The organism is Lawsonibacter sp., from assembly GCF_022777125.1.
GTDB lineage: Bacteria > Bacillota > Clostridia > Oscillospirales > Oscillospiraceae > Lawsonibacter_A > Lawsonibacter_A hominis.
The window spans coordinates 1-21,342 of the sequence record NZ_JALFGV010000156.1 but is presented as its reverse complement, the minus strand read 5'-3'; the positions used below and the strand labels follow the sequence as shown (position 1 = coordinate 21,342).

Genomic DNA, 21,342 nt, shown 5'->3' with positions numbered 1-21,342 from the left:
CCACAAGCATACTTCAATCTGACTCAAGCATACGGCATTACGCTTTCCATGTCAAGGAAAGGCAACCCATATGATAATGCCATGGCGGAAAATCTCTTCTCCATTCTTAAAACAGAGTGCATTTACCGCCGCAAACCGGCGGCTTTCTCTGAAGCCAACGAGAGGATTGACCGCTATATCCACTTCTACAACCATGAGCACATTCAGCTAAAGACTGGAGAGGCGCCGCTTGCGCGTCGCCTCTCCACATAAAACTCAATAGTTCCTGCCAGGGTCCCTTTTTGTACGGTCCGCACAACCTGGGGCAGTTCATGACAAGGCCGCTTTGGGCCGCTTCTTTTGTTTGGAGCGACGGAGGAGCGATTTCCTGCAGACCGATGGTATAGCGGGCGGCTTGGCCGCATATACATGTCCTGAACTCAAAAAGCGTTACAGAAGGGAAGGGCGCCGGTATGGAAACGACCTATCGGGAGTGGGAAAAGAAGCGGCAGGAGCAGAGCCGTGGACGCAGAGCGGCATCCCGGCGGAAAAGCGGCGGAAAAACGGTACTGGGCACGCGAGAGAGACGGAGGTTACTGCAGCTTGTGGTCTGCGTGGTACTGTTCCTCGTGGTCTTCATTGGAAAGGGCGTGTTTCCGGATAAGGTGGAGGCGGTGCGGGAGCAGCTTTTGAGCACGCTGCATTCGGACACGGATTTCCGGGCTGCCTTTGTCAGCTTGGGCCGCTCCATCTCAGAGGGGGAGCCGGTATTGGATACCCTGGGCGAGTTGTGGGTAGATGTGTTTGGCGGCGGGACGGTGACCGTCTCCGGCGGACTGACGCTGGAGCAGGCGCCTACGCTTCAGGCGCAGAATGCCTTTCTCAGCGGATATCCGCAGCGTGTCACGCCGGTATCCCACTGGCTGAACGGCGGCGGAATACAGTCGGAGCCGGGAGAGCCGGTGCCCATGCAGCCCTCCCCCAGTCCGGAGCCAACGCCCACCCCGGAGCCGGCGGTTGAGCACATGGCCTATGACGGCCCTGCGCTTCCGGACAATGCGACGATGGATAAATACAATTTAAAGGTACTCGGGGTGACCGAGACGGTCACCCCGGCACTGGGGTGGATCTCCTCTGATTTCGGCTGGAGGGAACACCCGGTGGATGGAGGCGAGAAGTTTCACAACGGCGTGGATCTGGGGGTGAACAGCGGAACGGATGTGCTGGCGTTTGCGGACGGGACGGTGGACTATATTGGGGAGAGCGAGATCTATGGCCAGTACCTCCAACTGAGGCATACGGGGGGACTGACCACCTTTTATGCCCATTGCAGCGAGCTTCTGGTACAGCAGGGCCAGACCGTGAAGGCCGGAGAGCGGGTGGCGCTCTCCGGCGCTACGGGCAATTCCACCGGGCCGCATCTCCATTTTGAGATGAAGCTCAACGGCGTGTTGCTCAATCCGGCCTATTATATCAATCCGGCCTGAGCATGCTGCGCTGGAGGCATGTGGAGATCAGCGGCGGGTTCCTGCTGGTTGCGGCGCTGCTGTTTTATCTGGATACGGAGAATCTGCTGTTCTGGGCCGCGGCGGCCTGCGCACTCCACGAGCTGGGGCACGGGCTGGCGATCCGCTGCCTGGGCGGACGGGTGGCGCTGCTGCGGCTGACCTGCGTGGGCGCGGAGCTGAAGCTGTCCGCTCGATACCCGATGGGCTATGGCAGGCAGCTCCTGGCTGCCCTGGGCGGTCCGGCAGCCAACCTTCTCTGCGCCGGCGCCGCCGTCCATATGGCAGGAGGAGGGGACGAGAGGGCCTATCTGTTTGCCGGACTCAATCTGGCGCTTGCCGGCTTTAATCTGCTGCCGGCGGCCCCGCTGGACGGCGGGCGGTGCTTGTGGTGCCTGCTGGCGTTGCTGGAAACGGAAGAGAAGGCGGAACGGATCGTGGCCGCGACCTCGTCTGCAGTATCCCTGGCCCTGACCCTGGGCAGTCTGCTGCTGACGCTGCGGGGACAGGCGAACCTGACGCTGCTGATCACGGCTTTGTGGCTGCTGCTCTCGCCTTGGACGGCGCGAAGAGGAGGCGCACGGGCAAGGGGATGAAGCGGCAGCGCACGATTGCGCCTGTGGCCGGTTCCGAATCGTTGGCCCCTTGGCGGGACGCAAGGTCTTCTGCAAATGCCCCCTGCCGGATCGCGCGGCGTTTTCCTTGCGATCTCTTTAAAATCTGCTTGCAATCCGATCCGCCGTATGGTAAACTATTACGGTCTCAATAAAGGGTGGTCCTCTGCGGCTGCCGCCCGGAACCGGGCGGCGTGAAAGAGCCGGCATGAACGCCTATAAACTAGGAGGAAACGACTATGGATCTCATGCAGGCATTCAGCAGCAAGTATCAGAAGGAAGCGCCCCCCGCGGCCAATGTGGGCGACACCGTTCGGGTGCACATCCGCGTCAAGGAAGGCAACCGCGAGCGTATCCAGGTCTTCGAGGGGACCGTTATCGCCAAGAAGCACGGCGGCATCGAGGAGACCATCACGGTCCGCCGCGTGTCTTACGGCGTCGGCGTGGAGAAGGTTTTCCCCATCCATGCGCCCACGATCGAAAAGATCGAGACCGTTCGCAAGGGCAAAGTCCGCCGAGCCAAGCTGTACTATCTGCGGGACCGTATGGGCAAGAGCGCCAAGGTCAAAGAGCGCATTTAAAACAGATCCGTCCCCCAAAAAGGAGAGGCATATGCCTCTCCTTTTTTTGGCTATATTGTAAATGTGACCAAAAACAGCGGGAGAAAACTGAAAAAAATTTAAGGTTATACTTGCCTAAACAACGGAAAAATGTTACGCTATAGTTACTAACCAAGAGGAAAGGAGGATTGGGGTCAGTCACGCGCAGACCAGGAAGACCAGAAAGAAGATTATAAAGGGAGGAACAACCATGTCACGCAAACGTTTCGGCAGGATTCTGGCAATGCTCTTGACTCTCACAATGCTTCTCTCCATGCTCCCTGCGATGGCGGCCGGGACACAGGCCGCCGACAGCGTATACCGCAACGGCAACATCTATACTGTGGATGAAGACTTCTCCAAAGCAACCGCACTGGCGATCCAGGGCGACCGGCTGGTCTACGTGGGCGATGAGGCCGGCGTGGAGGCCTACATCGGCGCAAATACCAAGGTCGTGGACCTGGGCGGCAAGACGGTCATTCCCGGCCTGGTGGAAGGCCATATGCACGTTACCGGCCTGGGCAGCAGCCTGATGAATCTGGACTGCTTCTGGAAGCCCAAGCAGACCATCTTGGATCTGGTCAAGGCCGCCGCCGAGAAGGCGGAGCCCGGCCAGTGGATCCAGGGCCGCGGCTGGATGAACACCGTGTGGGAGAATACCGACTATCCCACCAAGGAAGAGCTGGACGCCGTTGCGCCCAACAACCCTGTTTTCCTGACCCGCGCCTGCGGACATATGGGCTGGGCCAACAGCAAGGCCATTGAACTGGCCGGCATCACCAAGGATACCCCCAACCCCCAGGGCGGCGAGTATCTGAAAAATGCGAGCGGTGAGCTTCTGGGCTGTATGACGGATACCGCCATGAGCCCCATCCGCAGCCTGATTCCCGATCTGACGCTGGAGCAGCAGCGGGAGGCCCTGCTGAAGGCGCAGGATCAGCTGTTCTCCTACGGCCTGACCTCCGCTATGGACGCCGGCAACAGCGTGCAGGTCTATGAGGACGTGTTCGGGCCGCTGTATGAGTCCGGCGCGCTGAAGCTGCGGGTGTACGGCATGATCTCTCACACCGCCGCGGATAATGAAACGGCGGCGTATCTGAAGGCCCATCCCATTGATAACGATAACTATACCCCCCTGTACAACAACCACCTGAGCCTGCGCTGCGTAAAGATGTTTGCCGACGGCTCTCTGGGCGCCCGCTCCGCCGCGATGCTGGAGCCTTACTCCGATCGGGAAGGACATATCGGCGATTACCGCTATGACCAGGAGCAGGTGAACGAGATCGTCAAGGTGGCCTATGACGCCGGCTATCAGGTCTCCACGCACTGCATCGGCGACGGCGCCAACCATCAGATCATCAATGCCTATGAGGCGGCGATCAAAGCCAATCCCCGCGAGGACCATCGCCTGCGCATCGAGCACTTCCAGATCGTGGCGCTGGACGACATCGACCGGGCCATCGCGCTGGGGATCCTGCCCTCCATGCAGACCACCCACGCCACCTCCGATATGCTGGTAGCCGAGGATCGTGTGGGTCCCGAACGCATTAAGGGCGCCTATGCTTGGCGTACTATTATTGACAAGGGCAGCATCATCCCCAACGGCTCCGACGCTCCCGTGGAGCTCGTCAACCCCTACCATGGCCTGTATGCCGCCGTTACCCGGAAAAACCGTCTGGGCTCTCCCGATGGCGGATGGCACATGGAAGAGGCCATGACCCGCGAAGAGGCCCTGCGCTCCTTCACCAACTGGTCCTCCTACGCTGAGTTCAACGAGGATATTAAGGGCTCTCTGGAAGTGGGCAAGCTGGCCGACTTTGTGGTCACCGACCGTGACGTGATGACCTGTCCTGAGCAGGATATCAAGGATACCCAGGCTCTGCTGACGGTCTCCGGCGGCGAAGTGGTCTATCAGAAGGATACCTCCGTTCCCACCATCATGTGGAATGGCCTGCCCCTGACCTTTAACAGCGAGCTGATCGTAGAGCCGGGCAAGATCTATGTGCCGCTCAACGATGTGATCAACGGCATCAGCGCGGAGAAGCGCGCCGACGGCGCCAGCATGCTGGTCACCCTGGACGGCAAGTCCATCAAGCTGCCCGTCAAGACCGTGGACGGCGTGGATTATGTGGCGGTACGCGCCCTGTTCGAGGGCCTGGGCCGGAACGTGACCTGGTACGGCGACAGCCGGTGCGTCTCCATCGGTTGGCTCAAATAAGGATATTACAGCAAAAAAGCGGGGGGAGGCCCCCGCTTTTTTGCTGTTCTCCCCCTTTTCAAACCACCAGATATTGTGTATAATATTAAAATTAGCAAAAAAGGAGGCTGGAGCATGAACATCCAATGGTATCCCGGCCATATGACCAAGACCCGGCGGCAGATCCAGGCAGACCTGAAGCTGGTGGATCTGGTGGCCGAGGTCATTGATGCACGCATCCCCGTCTCCAGCCGGAACCCGGATCTGGACGAGCTGGTGGGGGAGAAGCCCCGCCTGATCGTACTCAATCGGGCCGATCAGGCCGATCCTGCGGGGACGAGGGCCTGGTGCGCCTGGTTTCGGGAGCGGGGATGGGCGGTACTGGAGACCAACGCCAGGGATGGAAAGGGTGTCAACCAGTTTTCCATTACCATAAAAAATGCGATGAAAGAGAAGCTGGAGCAGTGGAAGGCCAAAGGGATGGTAGGCCGCCCCATCCGGGTGATGGTAGTGGGGGTACCCAACGTGGGCAAGTCCACCTTCATCAATCAGGTGGCAAAGCGGAAATCCGCCAAGGTGGGGGACCGGCCCGGCGTCACCCGGGGCAGGCAGTGGGTCAGCGTGGATGCGGGACTGGATCTGTTGGATACTCCCGGCATCCTGTGGCCGAAGTTCGAGGATGAGGCCACCGGGCTGCACCTGGCCTTTACCGGTGCGGTGAAGGACGAGGTCATGGACGCGGAAACACTGGCCTGCCGCCTGCTGGAGCTGTTGGCGGCACGCTACCCCAATGCGCTGGAGCAGCGGTATCAGATCCCGGCGGACCTGTCCGGGCAGGGGTGGGAGCTGTTGGAAGCCTGCGGCCGTAAGCGTGGCTTCCTCATCTCCGGCGGCGAGGTGGATACGGAGCGCATGGCCAAGGTACTGCTGGACGAATACCGGTCTGGAACGTTAGGAAATATTACGCTGGAACTTCCGCCGGTGGAGTGAGGGAGACGCGATGGATCTGTGGGAACCGGAACGGGCCTGCTGGGCGGAAGGCGCAGCGCTGGTCTGCGGTGTGGATGAGGCCGGGGCCGGCCCTCTGGCCGGCGCGGTCTATGCCGCGGCGGTGATCCTGCCGCCGGAATGGAAGCTGGAGGGACTCAACGACTCCAAGCAGGTAAGCCCAAAGCGCCGGGAACGCCTCTTTGACCGCATCCGGGAACAGGCGTCGGCCTGGGCGGTGGCCTGGGCGGATGAACGGGAGATCGACGAGACCGATATCCTCAGCGCCCGGATACTGGCCATGCAGCGGGCCATCGACGGGCTTGCCCCGGCCGCAGACTTTGCCCTGATCGACGGAAACCGGGATCGCGGCAGGGCGGCGGCGATCACCACGCCCCACCGCGCGATTGTAAAGGGAGACAGCCTGTCGGCCTCCATCGCTGCGGCCTCGATCCTGGCCAAGGTCAGCCGGGACCGCTATATGGAGGAGATGGCCCGGCGCTATCCGGAATATGAGTTTGAGCGCCATAAAGGCTACCCAACCCGCCGTCATTATGAGCTGCTGCGGAAATACGGCCCCTGTCCCATCCACCGCAGGACTTTTTTAAGAAAGCTGTGAGCGGGGCAGAGGCAAAGCTGCTGGGCCGCTGGGGGGAGGCCCTGGTGGCGGAAGACCTGCGAAGGCGGGGCTGGCGTATCGTAGCTGCGGGCTATCGTTCCCGCTTCGGCGAGATCGACCTGATCGCGGAGGACGGGCGTTATTTGGCGTTTGTAGAGGTAAAGCTGCGGAAAAGCGGCGCCTTTGCCCCGGCGCGGGCTTTTGTGGACCGGCGGAAGCAAGAGAAGCTGCGTATCACGGCGGAGTGCTGGCTGGCAGAGCATCCGGCCGGCGGTCTCCAGCCCCGGTTTGATGTGGCGGAGGTCTACGCGCCCCGGGGCCTGGGCACGGAGCGCCCTCAAATACAATATGTCTTAAACGCCTTTTGAAAGGGGTGGCAGGGACCATGCACAGCACCATCGATCTGTTTGACGGGCACTGCGACACGATCCTTCAGCGTTACTTATACGGCGGGAGCCTGCGGAGGAACGAGGGCCATGTGGATCTGGAGCGCGCGGGCAAATACCGCCGCTACGCCCAGTTTTTTGCCCTCTTCGGCGCGGCGGAGGACTTCCCGGGCAGGGATCTGCGGCGCTTGCGGCTGGGGGAGCTGTTCCGGGAGGAGTACGCCGTGTTCCAGCGGGAGATGGCGGAGAACCGCGACCGGGTCGTCCACTGCCGCACGGCGGACCAGGCGGCGGACGCCTTTGCCGCCGGGAAGACCGCGGCCTTTTTGTCCGCCGAGGGCGGGGAACTGCTGGACTGCTCTCTGGAGCGGCTGGAGGAGGCCTGGCGTCTGGGCGTGCGGGCGGTGAACCTCACCTGGAACCACGCCAACGACCTCTCCGGGAGCAATGCCGAGGAGACGGACCGGGGCCTGTCCGCCCAGGGCCGCGCGTTTGTGGACCAAATGGGGCGGCTTGGTATGCTGGTAGACGTCTCCCACCTGTCCGACCCGGGCTTCTGGGACGTGGCGGAGCGGGTAGACGGCCCGTTTTTGGCCAGCCATTCCAATTCCAGAGCCGTATTTTCTCACCCCAGAAGCTTGACCGACGCGCAATTTACTGCCATAATAGACCACAACGGCGTGGCCGGGCTGAATTTGTATGCCCGCTTCCTGGGGGAACGGGCGGACGTGGATACGGTCGTGGCCCATCTGGAGCATTGGCTGGAACTGGGGGGCGAACAAAACGTCTGCCTGGGCGGCGATCTGGACGGCTGTTCCCTCCTGCCGGAAGGGATCAAAGGCATCCAGGACCTGGACCGGCTCTGGGAACGGCTTTTGCAGCGAAATTACAGCGAGGCGCTTTTGCGCGCTCTGTTTTTCGAGAATCTAATGAGGGTAGTGAGCGAAGTATGTACTATGTGAGCACGAGAAACAAGGAGGACCGGCGCACGGCCGCCCAGGCCATCGCCCAGGGACTGGCTGCAGACGGGGGACTGATGACCCCGGAGGTCTTCCCCAAGCTGTCCCAGAATGCCCTGGAGACCATGCGGGACATGTCCTATCAGCAGCGGGCCGTCTATGTCATGGGGAGCTTTTTGGATGATTTCACCTCTTCCGAGCTCTCGGCTTTTGCCTCCAGGGCGTATGGGCCGGATAAGTTCGATGTGAAGGCGGTGGCTCCGGTCCGGGACGTGGACGGGAACACCTACTGCCTGGAACTGTGGCACGGCCCCACCTGCGCGTTCAAGGATATGGCGCTGCAGATGCTGCCCCACCTGCTTTCCGCCGCGCTGGTGAAGAACCAGGAGGAGAAGACGGTGTGCATCCTGGTGGCGACCTCCGGCGACACGGGCAAGGCCGCGCTGGAGGGCTTCAAGGATGTGGAGAAGACCCGTATCCTTGTCTTCTATCCCAAGGACGGCGTGTCCGCCATCCAGCAGCTGCAGATGGTCACCCAGGAGGGCGAAAACGTGGGCGTGTGCTCCGTAGTGGGCAATTTCGACGACGCCCAGACCGGCGTGAAGCGTCTCTTCGCCGACCCCGCTCTGCGGGAGCAGCTGGCCGGGCGCGGCTTCTTTCTCTCCTCCGCCAATTCCATCAACTGGGGCCGCGTCCTGCCGCAGATCGTCTACTACATCTCCGCTTACTGCGACCTGATGCGGGATGGGAAGCTCCAGAAGGGCGAAGCGCTGAACGTATGCGTGCCCACCGGAAATTTCGGCAACATCTTGGCCGCCTATTATGCAAAGACCATGGGCGTGCCCATCGGAAAGCTGATCTGTGCCTCCAATTCCAACAATGTGCTGACCGATTTTCTGCGCACCGGCGTATATGACCGTAACCGCACCTTTTATAATACCATGTCCCCCTCCATGGACATCCTCATCTCCTCCAATCTGGAGCGGCTGCTCTTCGCCCTCACCGGCCATGACGACGCCGAGGTGCGGGATTATATGGCCCAATTGAACCAGGATGGCCGCTACGAGGTGAGTCCCGTCCTCAGGGATAAGCTGGGCAAGCTCTTTGCCGCCGGGTACTGCGACGACACGCGTACCCAGCAGGTCATCGGCCGCATGTGGAACGAGCATAAGTATCTGATCGACCCCCACACGGCCGTCGCCTTCGAGGTACTGGACCAGTACCGAAAGGAGACGGGGGATGCATCGCCGGCTCTGGTGGCCTCTACCGCCAGTCCGTTCAAGTTCTGCGACAGCGTGCTGGGCGCTCTGGGCGTTACGGAGCTGGAGCAGGGCACCGCCATTCTGGAACAGCTCTCCGCCCGGACGGGCGTGGCCGCCCCCGCGCCGCTGGCCGGATTGAAGGACAAGAGCGTACGCTTTGCACAGAACGTGGAGAAGGACCATATGGTGGACCAGGTCCTGGAGCTGCTGAAATAAGATGGCCCTGTACGCGATCGGGGATACCCACCTCTCTTTGGCCTCCGATAAGCCCATGGATGTGTTCGGCGGCGGCTGGGAAGGGTATGTGGATAAGCTGAGAGAGGGGTTCCGGGCAGTGCGGCCGGAGGACACGGTAGTGCTCTGCGGCGATCTGTCCTGGGCCATGGGCCTGGAGGAAGGGGCGCGGGATTTTGCCTTTCTGGACGCGCTGCCGGGCCGCAAGCTGCTGCTGAAGGGAAACCACGATTACTGGTGGAATACCGCCGCAAAAATGAACCGCTTTTTTGCGGAGCACGGCTGGAAAAGCCTGAATATCCTTCACAATAACTGCTATGAATACGGGGAATATGCCCTGTGCGGAACCCGGGGCTGGTTTTATGAGGAAAAGGGGGAACAGAAGGTCTTCAAGCGGGAACTGATCCGCCTGGAGGCCTCTCTGAAGGCGGCGGGGGAGCGGCCGAAGCTGTGCTTTCTCCACTACCCGCCCTGCTATCAGGGCTATACCTGTCCGGAGATCCTTGCCCTTCTGGAGCAGTACGGCGTGGAGCGCTGCTATTACGGCCATCTCCACGGCGGCAGCCATAAGCTGGCGGTGGAGGGGCGGTACGGCGCGGTGGAATATCATCTGGTTTCCGCCGACTACCTGGGCTTCCGCCCACAAAAAATCTGCGAATAATGCAAAAAAAGTATGGAAATTTTCCTGCATATCTGATAGTATAGAGCGGATAACGCGAAAGATGGCACCGTTGGCGCGAAAGCGGCGCTCCGGGGCCTGACAGGAGGAAGTAAACAACATGAATGTCAAGAGCGTCGAGAAACAGGAGAAGAGCACGGTCGAGTTGGTCATCGAGGTGGGCAAGGAGGAATTCGAAGCCGCCGTCGAGAAGGTCTACAAGAAGCAGCGCGGCAATATCAGCGTGCCCGGCTTCCGTAAGGGCCATGCCCCCCGAAAGATCATCGAGGGGATGTACGGCTCCGGCGTGTTCTATGAGGACGCTATCAACGAAATCTATCCTGAGGCCTATGCCCAGGCGATCGAGCAGGAGAAGCTGGACGCCGTTGCCTGGCCCAAGGTGGAGATCGTGGACGTGGGCAAGGAGGGGCTGACCTTCAAGGCTGTGGTCACCGTTCGTCCCGAGGTCAAGCTGGGCGACTATAAGGACCTGACGGCCGAGAAGAACGAGGTCACCATCTCCGACGAGGACATCGACAATGAGCTCAAGCCCTTTATCAGCCGCGCTACCCGTGTGGTCACCGTGGAGCGGGAGGCCAAAAACGGCGATACCGTGGTCATTGATTTCGAGGGCTTTCAGGACGGCGTGCCCTTTGAAGGCGGCAAGGCCGAGGGCCACAGCCTGGAGCTGGGCTCCGGTTCCTTCGTGCCCGGCTTCGAGGAGCAGCTGGTGGGCGCCAAGGCGGGCGACGAGAAGGAGCTGGATATCACCTTCCCCGAGGATTATCACGAGGATCTGGCCGGCAAGGCCGTGGTCTTCAAGGTGAAGGTCAACGAGGTCAAGGAGAAGCAGGAGCCTGCGGTGGACGACGAGTTTGCCAAGGACGTGTCCGAGTTCGATACCCTGGCCGACTTCAGGAAGGATCTGGCCGACAAGCTCAGGGAGCGCCGCCAGACCCAGGCCCAGCGGGACTTTGAGGAAGCGATCATGACCCAGGTCATGGACAATATGGAAGTGGAGATCCCCGACGCGATGGTGGACTTCCGCGCCGAGCAGCTCGTCAACGATATGGCTCAGCGCATCCAGGCCCAGGGCATCCCCTTTGAGCAGTATCTGGCCATGACCGGCATGAATATGGACATTATGCGCGAGCAGGCCAAGACCGCCGCCCTGGAGCGGGTCCGCCGTGAACTGGCGCTGAGCGCCGTAGCCGCGGCCGAGGCGCTGGAGATCACCGACGAGGAGCTGGATGCGGAGTACAAGCGCCTGGCCGAGCAGTACAAGGTCAGCGAGGAAGAGGCGAAGACCAACCTCTCCGCCGACGATGTCCGGAAGGAGCTGCTGGACCGGAAGGCGGAGCGCGTGATCCTGGACAGCGCCAAGCAGGGCAAGCCGGCTGCCAAGAAGAAGGCCGCCAAGAAGACCGCCAAGAAGGCGGAGGAAGAAGAGCCGGCCGGCGGGGACGAGGAGAAGCCCAAGAAGACCACGGCCCGGAAGAAGACCGCCAAGAAGGCGGAGGAAGAAGAGGCTTCTGCGGACGAGGGCAAGGCGGAGGAATAAGTTGCCGTACGGCGGGCATACTGTGGTGTGTGACTGCCCGCCGGTGGTGGGATGGTCAGAGCCGGGCAGCCGGCTCCGACATCAAATAAAAGGAGATCCAAAACCATGAGCTTAGTTCCCTATGTAGTAGAACAGACCAACCGGGGCGAGCGGTCTTATGATATTTTCTCCCGGCTGCTCAACGACCGCATTATCTTCCTGGGCGAGGAGGTCAATGCGACCACGGCCAGCCTGGTGGTGGCCCAGCTGCTGTATCTGGAAGCCCAGGACCCGGATAAGGATATCCAGTTCTACATCAACAGCCCCGGCGGCTCCGTCACCGACGGTATGGCCATCTACGACACCATGCAGTACGTCAAGTGTGACGTTTCCACCATCTGCATCGGTATGGCCGCCAGCATGGGCGCGTTTCTGCTGTCCTCCGGCGCCAAGGGCAAGCGTTTGGCGCTGCCCAACGCCGAGATCATGATCCATCAGCCTTCTGCCGGCACCCAGGGCCAGATCACCGATATGGCGATCCATCTGAAGCGCTTGGAGATCATCAAAAAGCGTATGAACCACATCCTGGCCGGCAACACCGGTAAAAGTGTGGAGGAGGTTACCGCCGCCTGCGAGCGGGACAACTTCATGTCTGCCGAGGAGGCCCAGGAATACGGCCTGATCGACAAGGTCATCTATCAGCGCTGATCGAATCATAGGGGAGCGGGGATGCCATCGGCCCCGCTCCCTTGCGGTCTTCTCCCGGAAACCGCCTCCGTCACCCTCCGCGCGCCGGTTGGAACGGGGGTTCCGGAACCTTTTTGAGTTGAGGTAACACAATGCCGAAAAACGACGAACGCAACAAATCGGTCCGCTGCTCTTTCTGCGGCAAGCATCAGGAGCAGGTGAACCGTATCATCGCAGGCCCGGGCGCCTACATCTGCAACGAGTGCGTCCATCTGTGCATGAGCATCCTGGACGACACCTACGACCCGGAGGAGCCGTTTTCTCCCGATATCCCGGACGTGATCCCCACGCCCCGGGAGATCCGTGATGTCCTGGACCAGTATATCATCGGACAGGAGGACGCCAAGGTCGCCCTGTCCGTTGCCGTGTACAACCACTATAAGCGCATTTACTTCGGCGGCGGGGAGGATGTGGAGCTGCAAAAGAGCAACATTCTGCTCATGGGGCCAACCGGCTGCGGCAAGACGCTCTTTGCCCAGACCCTGGCCCGCATCCTGAAGGTGCCCTTCGCCATCGCCGACGCCACCACGCTGACCGAGGCAGGCTACGTGGGCGACGACGTGGAAAACATCCTGCTGCGTCTGGTGCAGGCCGCCGACTATGATGTGGAGCTGGCGGAGCGGGGCATCATCTATGTAGACGAGATCGACAAGATTGCCCGCAAGAGCGAGAATACCTCCATCACCCGGGATGTATCCGGCGAGGGCGTGCAGCAGGCTCTGCTGAAGATCCTGGAGGGTACCGTGGCCAACGTCCCGCCCCAGGGCGGGCGCAAGCACCCCCATCAGGAATTCATTCAGATCAACACCAAAAATATCCTCTTTATCTGCGGCGGCGCGTTTGACGGGATGGAAAAGATCATCGAGCAGCGGCTGGATAAGAAGACCATCGGCTTCGGCGCGGAGATTCAGCGGAAGCGTGAGAAGGACAATACCGCTGTCTTCAAGCAGGTCCAGCCCCACGATCTGCTGAAGTTCGGTATCATCCCGGAACTGGTGGGCCGCCTGCCGGTCATCACGACCCTCAGCGCCCTGAACAAAGAGCAGCTGGTACGTATCCTCACACAGCCCAAAAATGCCCTGGTCAAGCAGTACCAGAAGCTGCTGGAGTACGATATGGTGGATCTGGAGTTCCAGCCCGCCGCGCTGGAAGCGGCTGCGGACCAGGCCATCGAGCGCGGGATCGGCGCCCGGGGACTGCGGGCCGTGTTGGAGGAGGTCATGACCCGGGTGATGTACGACGTACCTTCCGACCCCACCATTACCAAGGTCACCATCACGCCGGAGAGCGTAGCGGATCACGTGCCGCCCGCCGTCGAGCATGATCCTGAGCGCACCGAGCGGCCCCGCCTGGGCGGCGCTGCCCTGCGCGCCGAACAGGGCGGCACTGCGCTGCGGGGGAACGTATCGTAACGAAAGCCATCTGGATACCAGCGGGGCGGGGGAGGTTCCCTCGCCCCACTGTGGCATCTATTCCTGTTTTCCGAGAGGAAGTGAATGTTCATGGAATCGAATCTGCCGGTCACCATGCCTGCGCTTGCCTTGCGGGGCCTGACCGTATTCCCCAATATGCTGCTCCACTTCGACGTGGGGCGTGAGGCGTCGATCAAAGCGCTGGATGAGGCCATGACCACCGGGCAGCCGGTTTTCCTGGTCGCTCAGCGTGACCTCTCTGTGGAGAGCCCGCAGCTGAACGACCTTTACACCATTGGAACCATCTGTAACGTACGCCAGATCCTCCGCCTGCCCGGGGACAACGTGCGGGTGATGGTGGAGGGGGTCAGCCGGGGGCGGATGCACAGCCTGCCCCAAACCAGTCCCTATCTGATGGCGGAGGTGGAGGAGATCCGGCCCGAGGAACCGGTGAAGCGCTCCGCCCGGACTGAGGCGCTGATCCGCCAGACCTATGAGCTGTTTGAGCGCTATATCGAGCTGGCCCCCAAGATGACGCCGGATATCCTCCTGTCCGTATTGGCCAGCGAAGACCCGGGCTATATTGCCGATTATATTGCCCAGAACCTGGCAATGCGCACCGGCGACAAGCAGGCGGTGCTGGAGGAGCTGCGTCCCGTCCGGCGCCTGGAACTGCTCTGCCGCACGCTCCGCCGGGAGGTGGAGATCCTGGAGCTGGAGCAGGATATGCAGGGAAAGGTCCGGGACCAGCTCACCCGCAGCCAGCGGGACTATTTCCTGCGGGAGCAGATGAAGGTCATCCAGCAGGAGCTGGGGGAGGAGAATCCGGGCAGCGACAGCGAGCTGACGGAATATCGCCGGAAGATCGCCCATGCAAAGCTCCCCGGCGAGGTGGCGGAAAAGCTGCTGAAAGAAGTAGGGCGCCTGGAAAAACAGCCTTTCGGCTCTGCCGAGGCCACCGTCATCCGCAACTACCTGGACGTGTGTCTGGAGCTGCCCTGGGGCAAAAAGACCAGGGAGCGCGTCGATGTGGCCGCAGCCCGCAAGGTGCTGGACGCCGACCATTACGGCCTGGAAAAGGTAAAGGAGCGTATCCTTGAATTTCTGGCGGTCAAGCAGCTGGCGCCGGAACTGAAAGGGCAGATCATCTGCCTGGTAGGCCCTCCGGGCGTGGGCAAGACCTCCATCGCCATGAGCGTGGCACGGGCGCTGCACCGGAAGATGGCGCGGATTTCCCTGGGCGGCGTCCATGATGAGGCCGAGATCCGCGGCCACCGGAAGACCTATGTGGGCGCCATGCCGGGACGTATCATCGAGGCAGTGCGCCAGGCGGGCACATCCAATCCGCTCCTGCTGCTGGATGAGATCGACAAGCTGGGCAACGACCAGCGGGGCGATCCCTCCTCGGCCCTGCTGGAGGTATTGGATGCCGAGCAGAACAGTACCTTCCGGGATCATTTTCTGGAGGTCCCCTTCGATTTGTCCGACGTGCTTTTCCTGACCACGGCCAACACCACGGACACCATTCCGCGGCCCCTGCTGGACCGGATGGAGATCATCGAGCTGACCAGCTATACCGATGAGGAGAAGCTCCAGATTGCCAGGGACCATCTGCTGCCCAAAGAGCGCAGGCGCCACGGCCTTCGCCCCGCTCAGATGAAGGTGACCGACGACGCCATCCGGGAGATCATCCGGGGCTATACCCGCGAGTCCGGTGTGCGCGTGCTGGAGCGGCAGCTGGCCGCCCTGTGCCGCAAGGCCGCTATGCGTCTGGTCTCCAATGGTGTAAAGTCGGTTCGCGTTACAGGAGACACTTTGGAAGAATTCCTGGGCGTGCGCCGGTTCCACCCGGAGCGCCTGCCCCGTATGGAGCAGGTGGGGGTGGTCAACGGCCTGGCCTGGACCAGCGTGGGCGGCGAGATCCTGGAGGTGGAGGTCAACGTGGTCCCCGGATCCGGCAAGGTGGAGCTCACCGGCAACCTGGGCGATGTAATGAAGGAGTCCGCCCATGCGGCGCTCTCCTATATCCGCAGCCGGGCGGCCACGCTGGGCATTGAAGCCGATTTCTATAAGACCAAAGACCTGCACGTCCACTTCCCCGAGGGAGCGGTCCCCAAGGACGGCCCCTCCGCCGGCATCGCGATCACTACCGCCATGGTTTCCGCTCTCACCGGGGCTCCGGTGAAGCGTGAAATCGCGATGACGGGGGAAGTTACGCTGCGGGGGCGTGTGCTTCCCATCGGCGGCTTGAAGGAGAAGACCATGGCCGCCTACCGCAATGGGATCAAGACGGTGTTCTTACCCATGGATAACCAAAAGGACCTGGAGGAGATCGATCCGACCGTCCGCGCCGCCCTGCAGTTTATTCCCGTGGAGCAGGTGGACGCGGTGCTGGCCCAGGCGCTGGACCTGGGCGGGCGGGAGGAAGGACTGCTCCGGGCGCGGCCCGTGGAAAGCGCCGCTCAGGGGCAGAATCTCCCCAGCTTCAAGCAGTAAAGGAGCGAATATGAGCGTCAATCTGCAAAAGGCGGAGTTTGTCCGTTCTGCCGCCAAGGCGTCCGATTTCCCTCGGGACCGCCTGCCCCAGGTGGCTTTCGCGGGCCGCTCCAATGTGGGCAAGTCGTCGGTCATCAACCGGCTTTTGAATCGGAAGAATCTCGCGCGGGTCGGCGCGGCGCCGGGGAAGACCACCCACATCAACTATTTCCTCATCGATGAGAAATTCTATCTGGTGGATCTGCCCGGCTATGGCTATGCCAAGGTCTCCAAGGGGGAGCGTGAGCGCTGGGGACGCCTGATGGAGGAGTGGTTTTCCGACAATACGCTGATGACCCTGGGCATGATGATCGTGGACGCCCGGCACAAGCCAACCGCAGACGACCAGACCATGGCGGAGTGGTTCCAGGGCAGCGGCCGTCCCTTCGCGGTCGTGGCCAACAAGCTGGATAAGCTGAAAAAGAGCGAGATCGCGTCCAACCTGGCCCGGATCCGGGAGACGCTTGGCCTGGACGAAACGGTAAAGGTGATCCCCTTTTCAGCAGAAAAGGGAGACGGAAAGCAGGAGCTGCTGGAACTGATCCTGGCGCATGCGGGGGAGCATTTATGAAATACGTGAAGTTGGAGCGGGACGGCGGCAGCGTGTGGGGCGTGCTCCAGGGCGATCTGGTACGCACTCTGGCCGCGCCGCCCTTTGATGGGATCTGCTATGACGGGAAAAGCCTGCCTCTGGCGGACTGCCGTCTGATGGCCCCCTGCGCGCCCACCAAGATCGTCTGTGTAGGGAAAAACTATTATGATCATGCCGTCGAGATGGGGGACGGGGTGCCGGAACGTCCCATCCTGTTCCTCAAAGCCCCCAATACGCTCAACCGCCCGGAGGGGGAGGTCCACGCCCCTGCCTTTGTGGGGCGGCTGGACTACGAAGGGGAGTTGGCCTTTGTGATCCGGAAACGGGCGAAAGACGTGAAGGCGGAGGAGTATGCCCGGTACATCCTGGGCTATACCTGTCTCAATGACGTGACCGCCCGTGATGTGCAAAAGAGCGACGGACAGTGGACCCGAGGCAAGAGTATGGACGGCTTCGCCCCCGTGGGCCCGCTGGTCACCGATGAGGTAGACCCTTCGGCGCTGGAGCTGGAGACACGGCTCAACGGTACGGTGGTCCAGTCGGGGAACACATCCCAGTTTATGACCCGGATTCCGGAGCTGCTGGCCTTCATCACCGCGTCCATGACGCTGGAGCCCGGCGACGTGGTGACCACCGGCACCCCCGCGGGCATCGGGGCGATGAAGCCGGGCGACACGGTGGAGGTCGCGATCCAGGGGATCGGGGTTCTGCGCAGCCACGTCGTATAGAGCGCTTTGCAGCGCACGGTGCGTCCCTGACCGGACGCACCGTGCGCTTGTCTGTCTCCCGAACGGTGAAAAAGGATGGAAATATCCCGCGCCTTGTGTTAATATACTACTGTATGTCCAAAGCGGTCCGTATGCCTGATGATGGAGGTAACTGATTTGACTTATTTGATGTCGATCCTTATGGGGATCATCCAGGGGGTGGCTGAATTCCTGCCCATCTCCAGTTCTGGCCACCTGGCCCTGTTCCAGGCCTTTTTCGGCATGGAAAACGTGGAAGAAAGCCACCTGTTTTTCACCGTCCTGCTCCATTTCGGCACGCTGGTCTCCGTGTGTTTGGTCTACTGGCGGGACATCGTGGAGATGATCCGGGAATTCTTTCTCGGGATCGCCTCCCTGGCCGGGAAGAAGGGGACGGGCGCAACGCCGCCTCCGGCCCGGCGTTTGGTGATGCTCATCATCGTGGCCACGCTGCCGCTGTTCGTGATGGTCCTCTTTCAGGACGCATTGGAGTCCCTGTTCTCCAATGTGATCCTGGTTTCCTGCGCCCTGATCGCCACCGGCTTTATCCTCTTTTTCTCCGACCGGCTGGCCCATGGCCGCAAGAGTGCGAAAAATGCCACGGTGGCGGACGCGCTCATCGTGGGCTGCGGACAGGCCATCGCCGTCATTCCCGGGCTCTCCCGCTCCGGTACCACCATCTCCGTGGGCATGCTGCGGGGCTTTGACCGGAATTTTGCCGTGCGCTTTTCCTTTCTGATGTCCCTGCCCGCCGTGCTGGGGGCCAACATCCTCTCCCTGAAGAGCGCGCTGGAAACCGGTTTTGATCACAGCCTGCTGCCGGTCTACCTGGTGGGTGTTGTGGTGGCCGCGGTCGTGGGCTATTTCGCCATCCGGCTGGTGAAGCTGCTGGCCGACCAGGGCAAGTTCGGAAAGTTTGCCTATTACTGCTGGGGCGTGGGCCTTGGCAGCCTGATCGCCGGGATCGTGAAGATGGCGGTGCTCCACTGAGTTCAGCTGCGGCCCCGGCGGCCGGTATGCCGGGGCCGTTTTCGGCTCCAAATCCTCGAAAGGACTGATGCGCAATGGCCAAAGCACAAAAGAAGACCACGGGCGGGAAGCGGACAAGCACTGCCGCCCGCAGTACGACCACGCGGAAAAAAGCGCCGCCGCCCCCGAAACCCGTCCGGCGGGAGGTCGGGGCCGTGGTGTGCCTGCTGCTGGCCATTTTTGCCGCGTTCGGGTACGTTCCCATTGAGGCCATCTTCGTGGACTTTTTCTGCGGTACCGTCAAGGGACTGATTGGCTACGGCTATTGGCTGCTGTCCCCCATGCTTCTCATCGCCAGCGGTATCCTGGCGTTCCACCGGGGACGCCCGGTGCGCCTGCGGGTGTGGTGCGCACTGCTGACGCCGGTGCTGACGGGCTGTTTGCTGCACCTGATCCTGGCAAGGGGGGAATACGTCTGGAGCATGGCGCTGGTCAAGAGCCTGTGGACGCAGGGACAGGCCCTCCAGAGCGGCGGCCTGGTCAGCGGCGTCATTGCCCTGGCCCTGACGGCGGTGTTCAGCAAGCCGGGCGCGGGAGTCATTTTCGTACTGGCGGCCATCCTTATGGTGATGGCTGCCTTCCATGTGACGCCGGCGGACGTGGTGGACGCTGTGCGGTCCCGTCCCCGGGCCGAGTATGAGGAGGAAGAACTGCCTGAGCCCGCCCCCAGGGAGCGCCGCCGCCGGGTGAAAGAGACGGCCGCATCCGCTGCCGCGGGCGCCACGTCCCGGCGCAGGGCGGAGATCGATATTCCAGTGGACGACGGTCCGCTGGCAGGGAAGCCCGCTGAAGTGGAGCCGGTGGCCAAGAAGGAGCGGTTCTTCAACCGCAGGCCTTCCGTGCCGACGCCGGATCAGGTACTGGCCGGGGAGGCCTCCGTTCCGGCGGACGGGCCTGCCGCGCCCGCGGCGCCGGTCCCGCCCATGCCGCCTGCGGCGGCGGAGTTGGCTCCGGCGCAGGCGGAACCCGTGCCGGAGCATGGCCCCGCACCGGAACCGGTCCCCATGCCGCCCATGCCGGAGATCGAACGGGAGCCCGCCGTGGGCAAGGGAAAGAAGGGAGAGACCGCCCAGGCCGCCGCGGAGGTGGCCCAGGATATTGCAAAAAATCTGGAGAGCGGCCCCCCCGTCTATCAATATCCGCCGGTCTCCCTGCTGAAAGAGGGGAGCGGTCTCTCCGCCAGCGACGTAGCCGGGGAGCTGCGGGCCAACCAGGTCCGTCTGTCGGATACCATCCGCTCCTTCGGCATCGACGCCAACATTGCCAATGTGACCCGAGGACCCTCGGTGACCCGGTATGAGGTGGAGCTGGATCAGGGTGTGCGGCTGAACAAGCTGACCAATCTGGCCGACGATATCGCCCTGGCGCTGGGAGCCACCGGCGTGCGGATCGCCCCTATCCCGGACAAGATCTCCATGGTGGGCATCGAGGTGCCCAACAAGCTGGTCTCTCCGGTACACATCCACGAGGTCATCGATTCCCGGGCGTTCCGGGACAACCCCTCCAAGGTGGCCTTTGCCGTGGGCAAGGATATCGGGGGCAACTGCATCGTAGGCAACATTGCCAAACTGCCCCATCTGCTGATCGCGGGTACCACCGGCTCGGGTAAATCGGTATGCACCAACTCCCTGATCATTTCCCTGCTCTATAAGGCCACGCCGGAGGAGGTACGCCTGATCATGGTGGACCCCAAGATGGTGGAGCTGGGCATCTACAACGGGATCCCGCACCTGCTGATTCCGGTGGTCACCGACCCGAAAAAGGCCGCCGGGGCGCTTCAGTGGGCCGTGGTGGAGATGATGAAGCGCTACCGTTCCTTCTCCGAGATCGGGGTGCGGGATCTGGCCAGCTACAACGCGCATGCCGCCAAGACTGAGGGCATGGAGAAGATGCCGCAGATCGTGGTGGTCATCGACGAGCTGGCCGATCTGATGCTGGTGGCGGCCAAGGAGGTGGAGGAATCCATCTGTCGGGTGGCTCAAATGGGCCGCGCCGCGGGGATGCACCTGATCATTGCCACCCAGCGGCCTTCCGCCGACGTGATTACCGGGCTGATGAAGGCGAATATCCCCAGCCGCATCGCTTTCGCGGTGGCCTCCAGTTTGGAGTCCCGCATCATCCTGGACACCACCGGCGCGGAAAAGCTGGTGGGCCGGGGCGACATGCTTTATTTTCCCCTGGGGACCGGAAAGCCCCAGCGGGTCCAGGGCTGCCTGATCTCCGACGAGGAGGTGGCCGCCGTGGTGGGCTTTATCAAGGAAAACAGCGGCAGCGCGGAATATTCGGATGAGATCATCCATGAGATCGAACAGCACGCCGCCGAGAAGGAGAAGGGAAGCAAGGGCGTGGGCGGCTCCGCGCCCGAAGAGGTGGGGGACGATTATGACGAACTGCTCCCCGCCGCCATCGAGGTGGTGGTAGAGACCGGTATGGCCTCGGTCTCCATGCTCCAGCGGCGGCTCAAGCTCGGTTATTCCAGGGCCGCCCGTCTGGTGGATCAGATGGAGGAGAAGGGCGTCGTGGGGCCCTTTGAGGGCTCCAAGCCCCGGCAGGTGCTCATTACCAAGGAGCAGTGGCAGGAGATGCAGTTCAAGCAGGGGATGGTGGACGCTGCGCCCGAGGGCGTGCCCGACGAACTGGAGTTCGAGGGAGACGCCGTCCCCCAGGGCCGGGACCTGCCCCCCTTCGACCCGGGCGGAGACTTTTAAACCAACTGGAAGCGCCTTGAAGCCGGAGGGCGCA

At 61.9% G+C, this 21,342-nt stretch carries 19 protein-coding genes; all 19 read left to right on the top strand.

Annotation, left to right across the window (positions count from 1 at the left end):
* Positions 1–252 (top strand): integrase core domain-containing protein (locus tag MR825_RS12965; RefSeq protein WP_441328120.1); only part of this gene is annotated, 252 nt, incomplete at its 5' end.
* Positions 253–452: 200 nt separating this feature from the next.
* Positions 453–1,466, top strand: a complete 1,014-nt coding sequence (locus MR825_RS12960) for a M23 family metallopeptidase (protein ID WP_186906587.1) — start codon at positions 453–455, stop codon at positions 1,464–1,466.
* A 2-nt stretch (positions 1,467–1,468) separates the two neighbouring features.
* Positions 1,469–2,080, top strand: a complete 612-nt coding sequence (locus MR825_RS12955) for a site-2 protease family protein (protein ID WP_186906586.1) — start codon at positions 1,469–1,471, stop codon at positions 2,078–2,080.
* Between the two features lie 257 nt (positions 2,081–2,337).
* On the top strand, positions 2,338–2,679 hold the full coding sequence (rplS, locus tag MR825_RS12950; RefSeq protein ID WP_186906585.1) for a 50S ribosomal protein L19: 342 nt from the start codon (positions 2,338–2,340) through the stop codon (positions 2,677–2,679).
* Between the two features lie 229 nt (positions 2,680–2,908).
* Positions 2,909–4,915, top strand: coding sequence for an amidohydrolase family protein (locus MR825_RS12945; protein ID WP_287881096.1), 2,007 nt, complete (start codon positions 2,909–2,911; stop codon positions 4,913–4,915).
* Between the two features lie 114 nt (positions 4,916–5,029).
* Positions 5,030–5,884, top strand: coding sequence for a ribosome biogenesis GTPase YlqF (gene ylqF, locus MR825_RS12940; RefSeq protein ID WP_287881094.1), 855 nt, complete (start codon positions 5,030–5,032; stop codon positions 5,882–5,884).
* Positions 5,885–5,894: 10 nt separating this feature from the next.
* Positions 5,895–6,500 (top strand): ribonuclease HII, encoded by a 606-nt coding sequence (locus tag MR825_RS12935; RefSeq protein ID WP_287881092.1) that lies wholly within the window; start codon positions 5,895–5,897, stop codon positions 6,498–6,500.
* Entirely contained in the window at positions 6,497–6,868 is a 372-nt protein-coding gene (locus MR825_RS12930) for a YraN family protein (RefSeq protein WP_186906582.1), read from the top strand. The genes MR825_RS12935 and MR825_RS12930 overlap by 4 nt, the downstream gene beginning before the upstream one ends.
* Before the next feature lie 17 nt (positions 6,869–6,885).
* Entirely contained in the window at positions 6,886–7,848 is a 963-nt protein-coding gene (locus tag MR825_RS12925; protein WP_186906581.1) for a dipeptidase, read from the top strand.
* Positions 7,836–9,323, top strand: coding sequence for a threonine synthase (gene thrC / locus MR825_RS12920; protein WP_186906580.1), 1,488 nt, complete (start codon positions 7,836–7,838; stop codon positions 9,321–9,323). Before MR825_RS12925 ends, thrC begins: the two co-directional genes overlap by 13 nt.
* Before the next feature lies 1 nt (position 9,324).
* Positions 9,325–10,002, top strand: coding sequence for a metallophosphoesterase (locus MR825_RS12915; protein ID WP_287881090.1), 678 nt, complete (start codon positions 9,325–9,327; stop codon positions 10,000–10,002).
* Between the two features lie 118 nt (positions 10,003–10,120).
* The gene (gene tig / locus MR825_RS12910) at positions 10,121–11,560 is read left to right on the top strand and encodes a trigger factor (protein WP_287881088.1); all 1,440 of its coding nucleotides are present in this window, start codon (positions 10,121–10,123) and stop codon (positions 11,558–11,560) included.
* 51 nt (positions 11,561–11,611) lie between these two features.
* Positions 11,612–12,247 (top strand): ATP-dependent Clp protease proteolytic subunit, encoded by a 636-nt coding sequence (locus tag MR825_RS12905; protein WP_186906577.1) that lies wholly within the window; start codon positions 11,612–11,614, stop codon positions 12,245–12,247.
* 131 nt (positions 12,248–12,378) lie between these two features.
* The gene (gene clpX / locus MR825_RS12900) at positions 12,379–13,698 is read left to right on the top strand and encodes an ATP-dependent Clp protease ATP-binding subunit ClpX (RefSeq protein WP_256174941.1); all 1,320 of its coding nucleotides are present in this window, start codon (positions 12,379–12,381) and stop codon (positions 13,696–13,698) included.
* 84 nt (positions 13,699–13,782) lie between these two features.
* A complete protein-coding gene (gene lon / locus MR825_RS12895) occupies positions 13,783–16,194 on the top strand; it encodes an endopeptidase La (RefSeq protein ID WP_441328119.1) in 2,412 nt (803 codons plus the stop codon).
* Between the two features lie 10 nt (positions 16,195–16,204).
* Entirely contained in the window at positions 16,205–16,804 is a 600-nt protein-coding gene (yihA, locus tag MR825_RS12890; RefSeq protein WP_186906574.1) for a ribosome biogenesis GTP-binding protein YihA/YsxC, read from the top strand.
* Entirely contained in the window at positions 16,801–17,553 is a 753-nt protein-coding gene (locus MR825_RS12885) for a fumarylacetoacetate hydrolase family protein (protein ID WP_256174939.1), read from the top strand. The genes yihA and MR825_RS12885 overlap by 4 nt, the downstream gene beginning before the upstream one ends.
* Before the next feature lie 156 nt (positions 17,554–17,709).
* Positions 17,710–18,561 (top strand): undecaprenyl-diphosphate phosphatase, encoded by an 852-nt coding sequence (locus tag MR825_RS12880; RefSeq protein WP_243204657.1) that lies wholly within the window; start codon positions 17,710–17,712, stop codon positions 18,559–18,561.
* Positions 18,562–18,635: 74 nt separating this feature from the next.
* Complete coding sequence (locus MR825_RS12875) at positions 18,636–21,308, top strand: FtsK/SpoIIIE family DNA translocase (RefSeq protein ID WP_287881083.1); 2,673 nt, start codon at positions 18,636–18,638, stop codon at positions 21,306–21,308.
* The last annotated feature ends 34 nt before the right edge of the window (positions 21,309–21,342 follow it).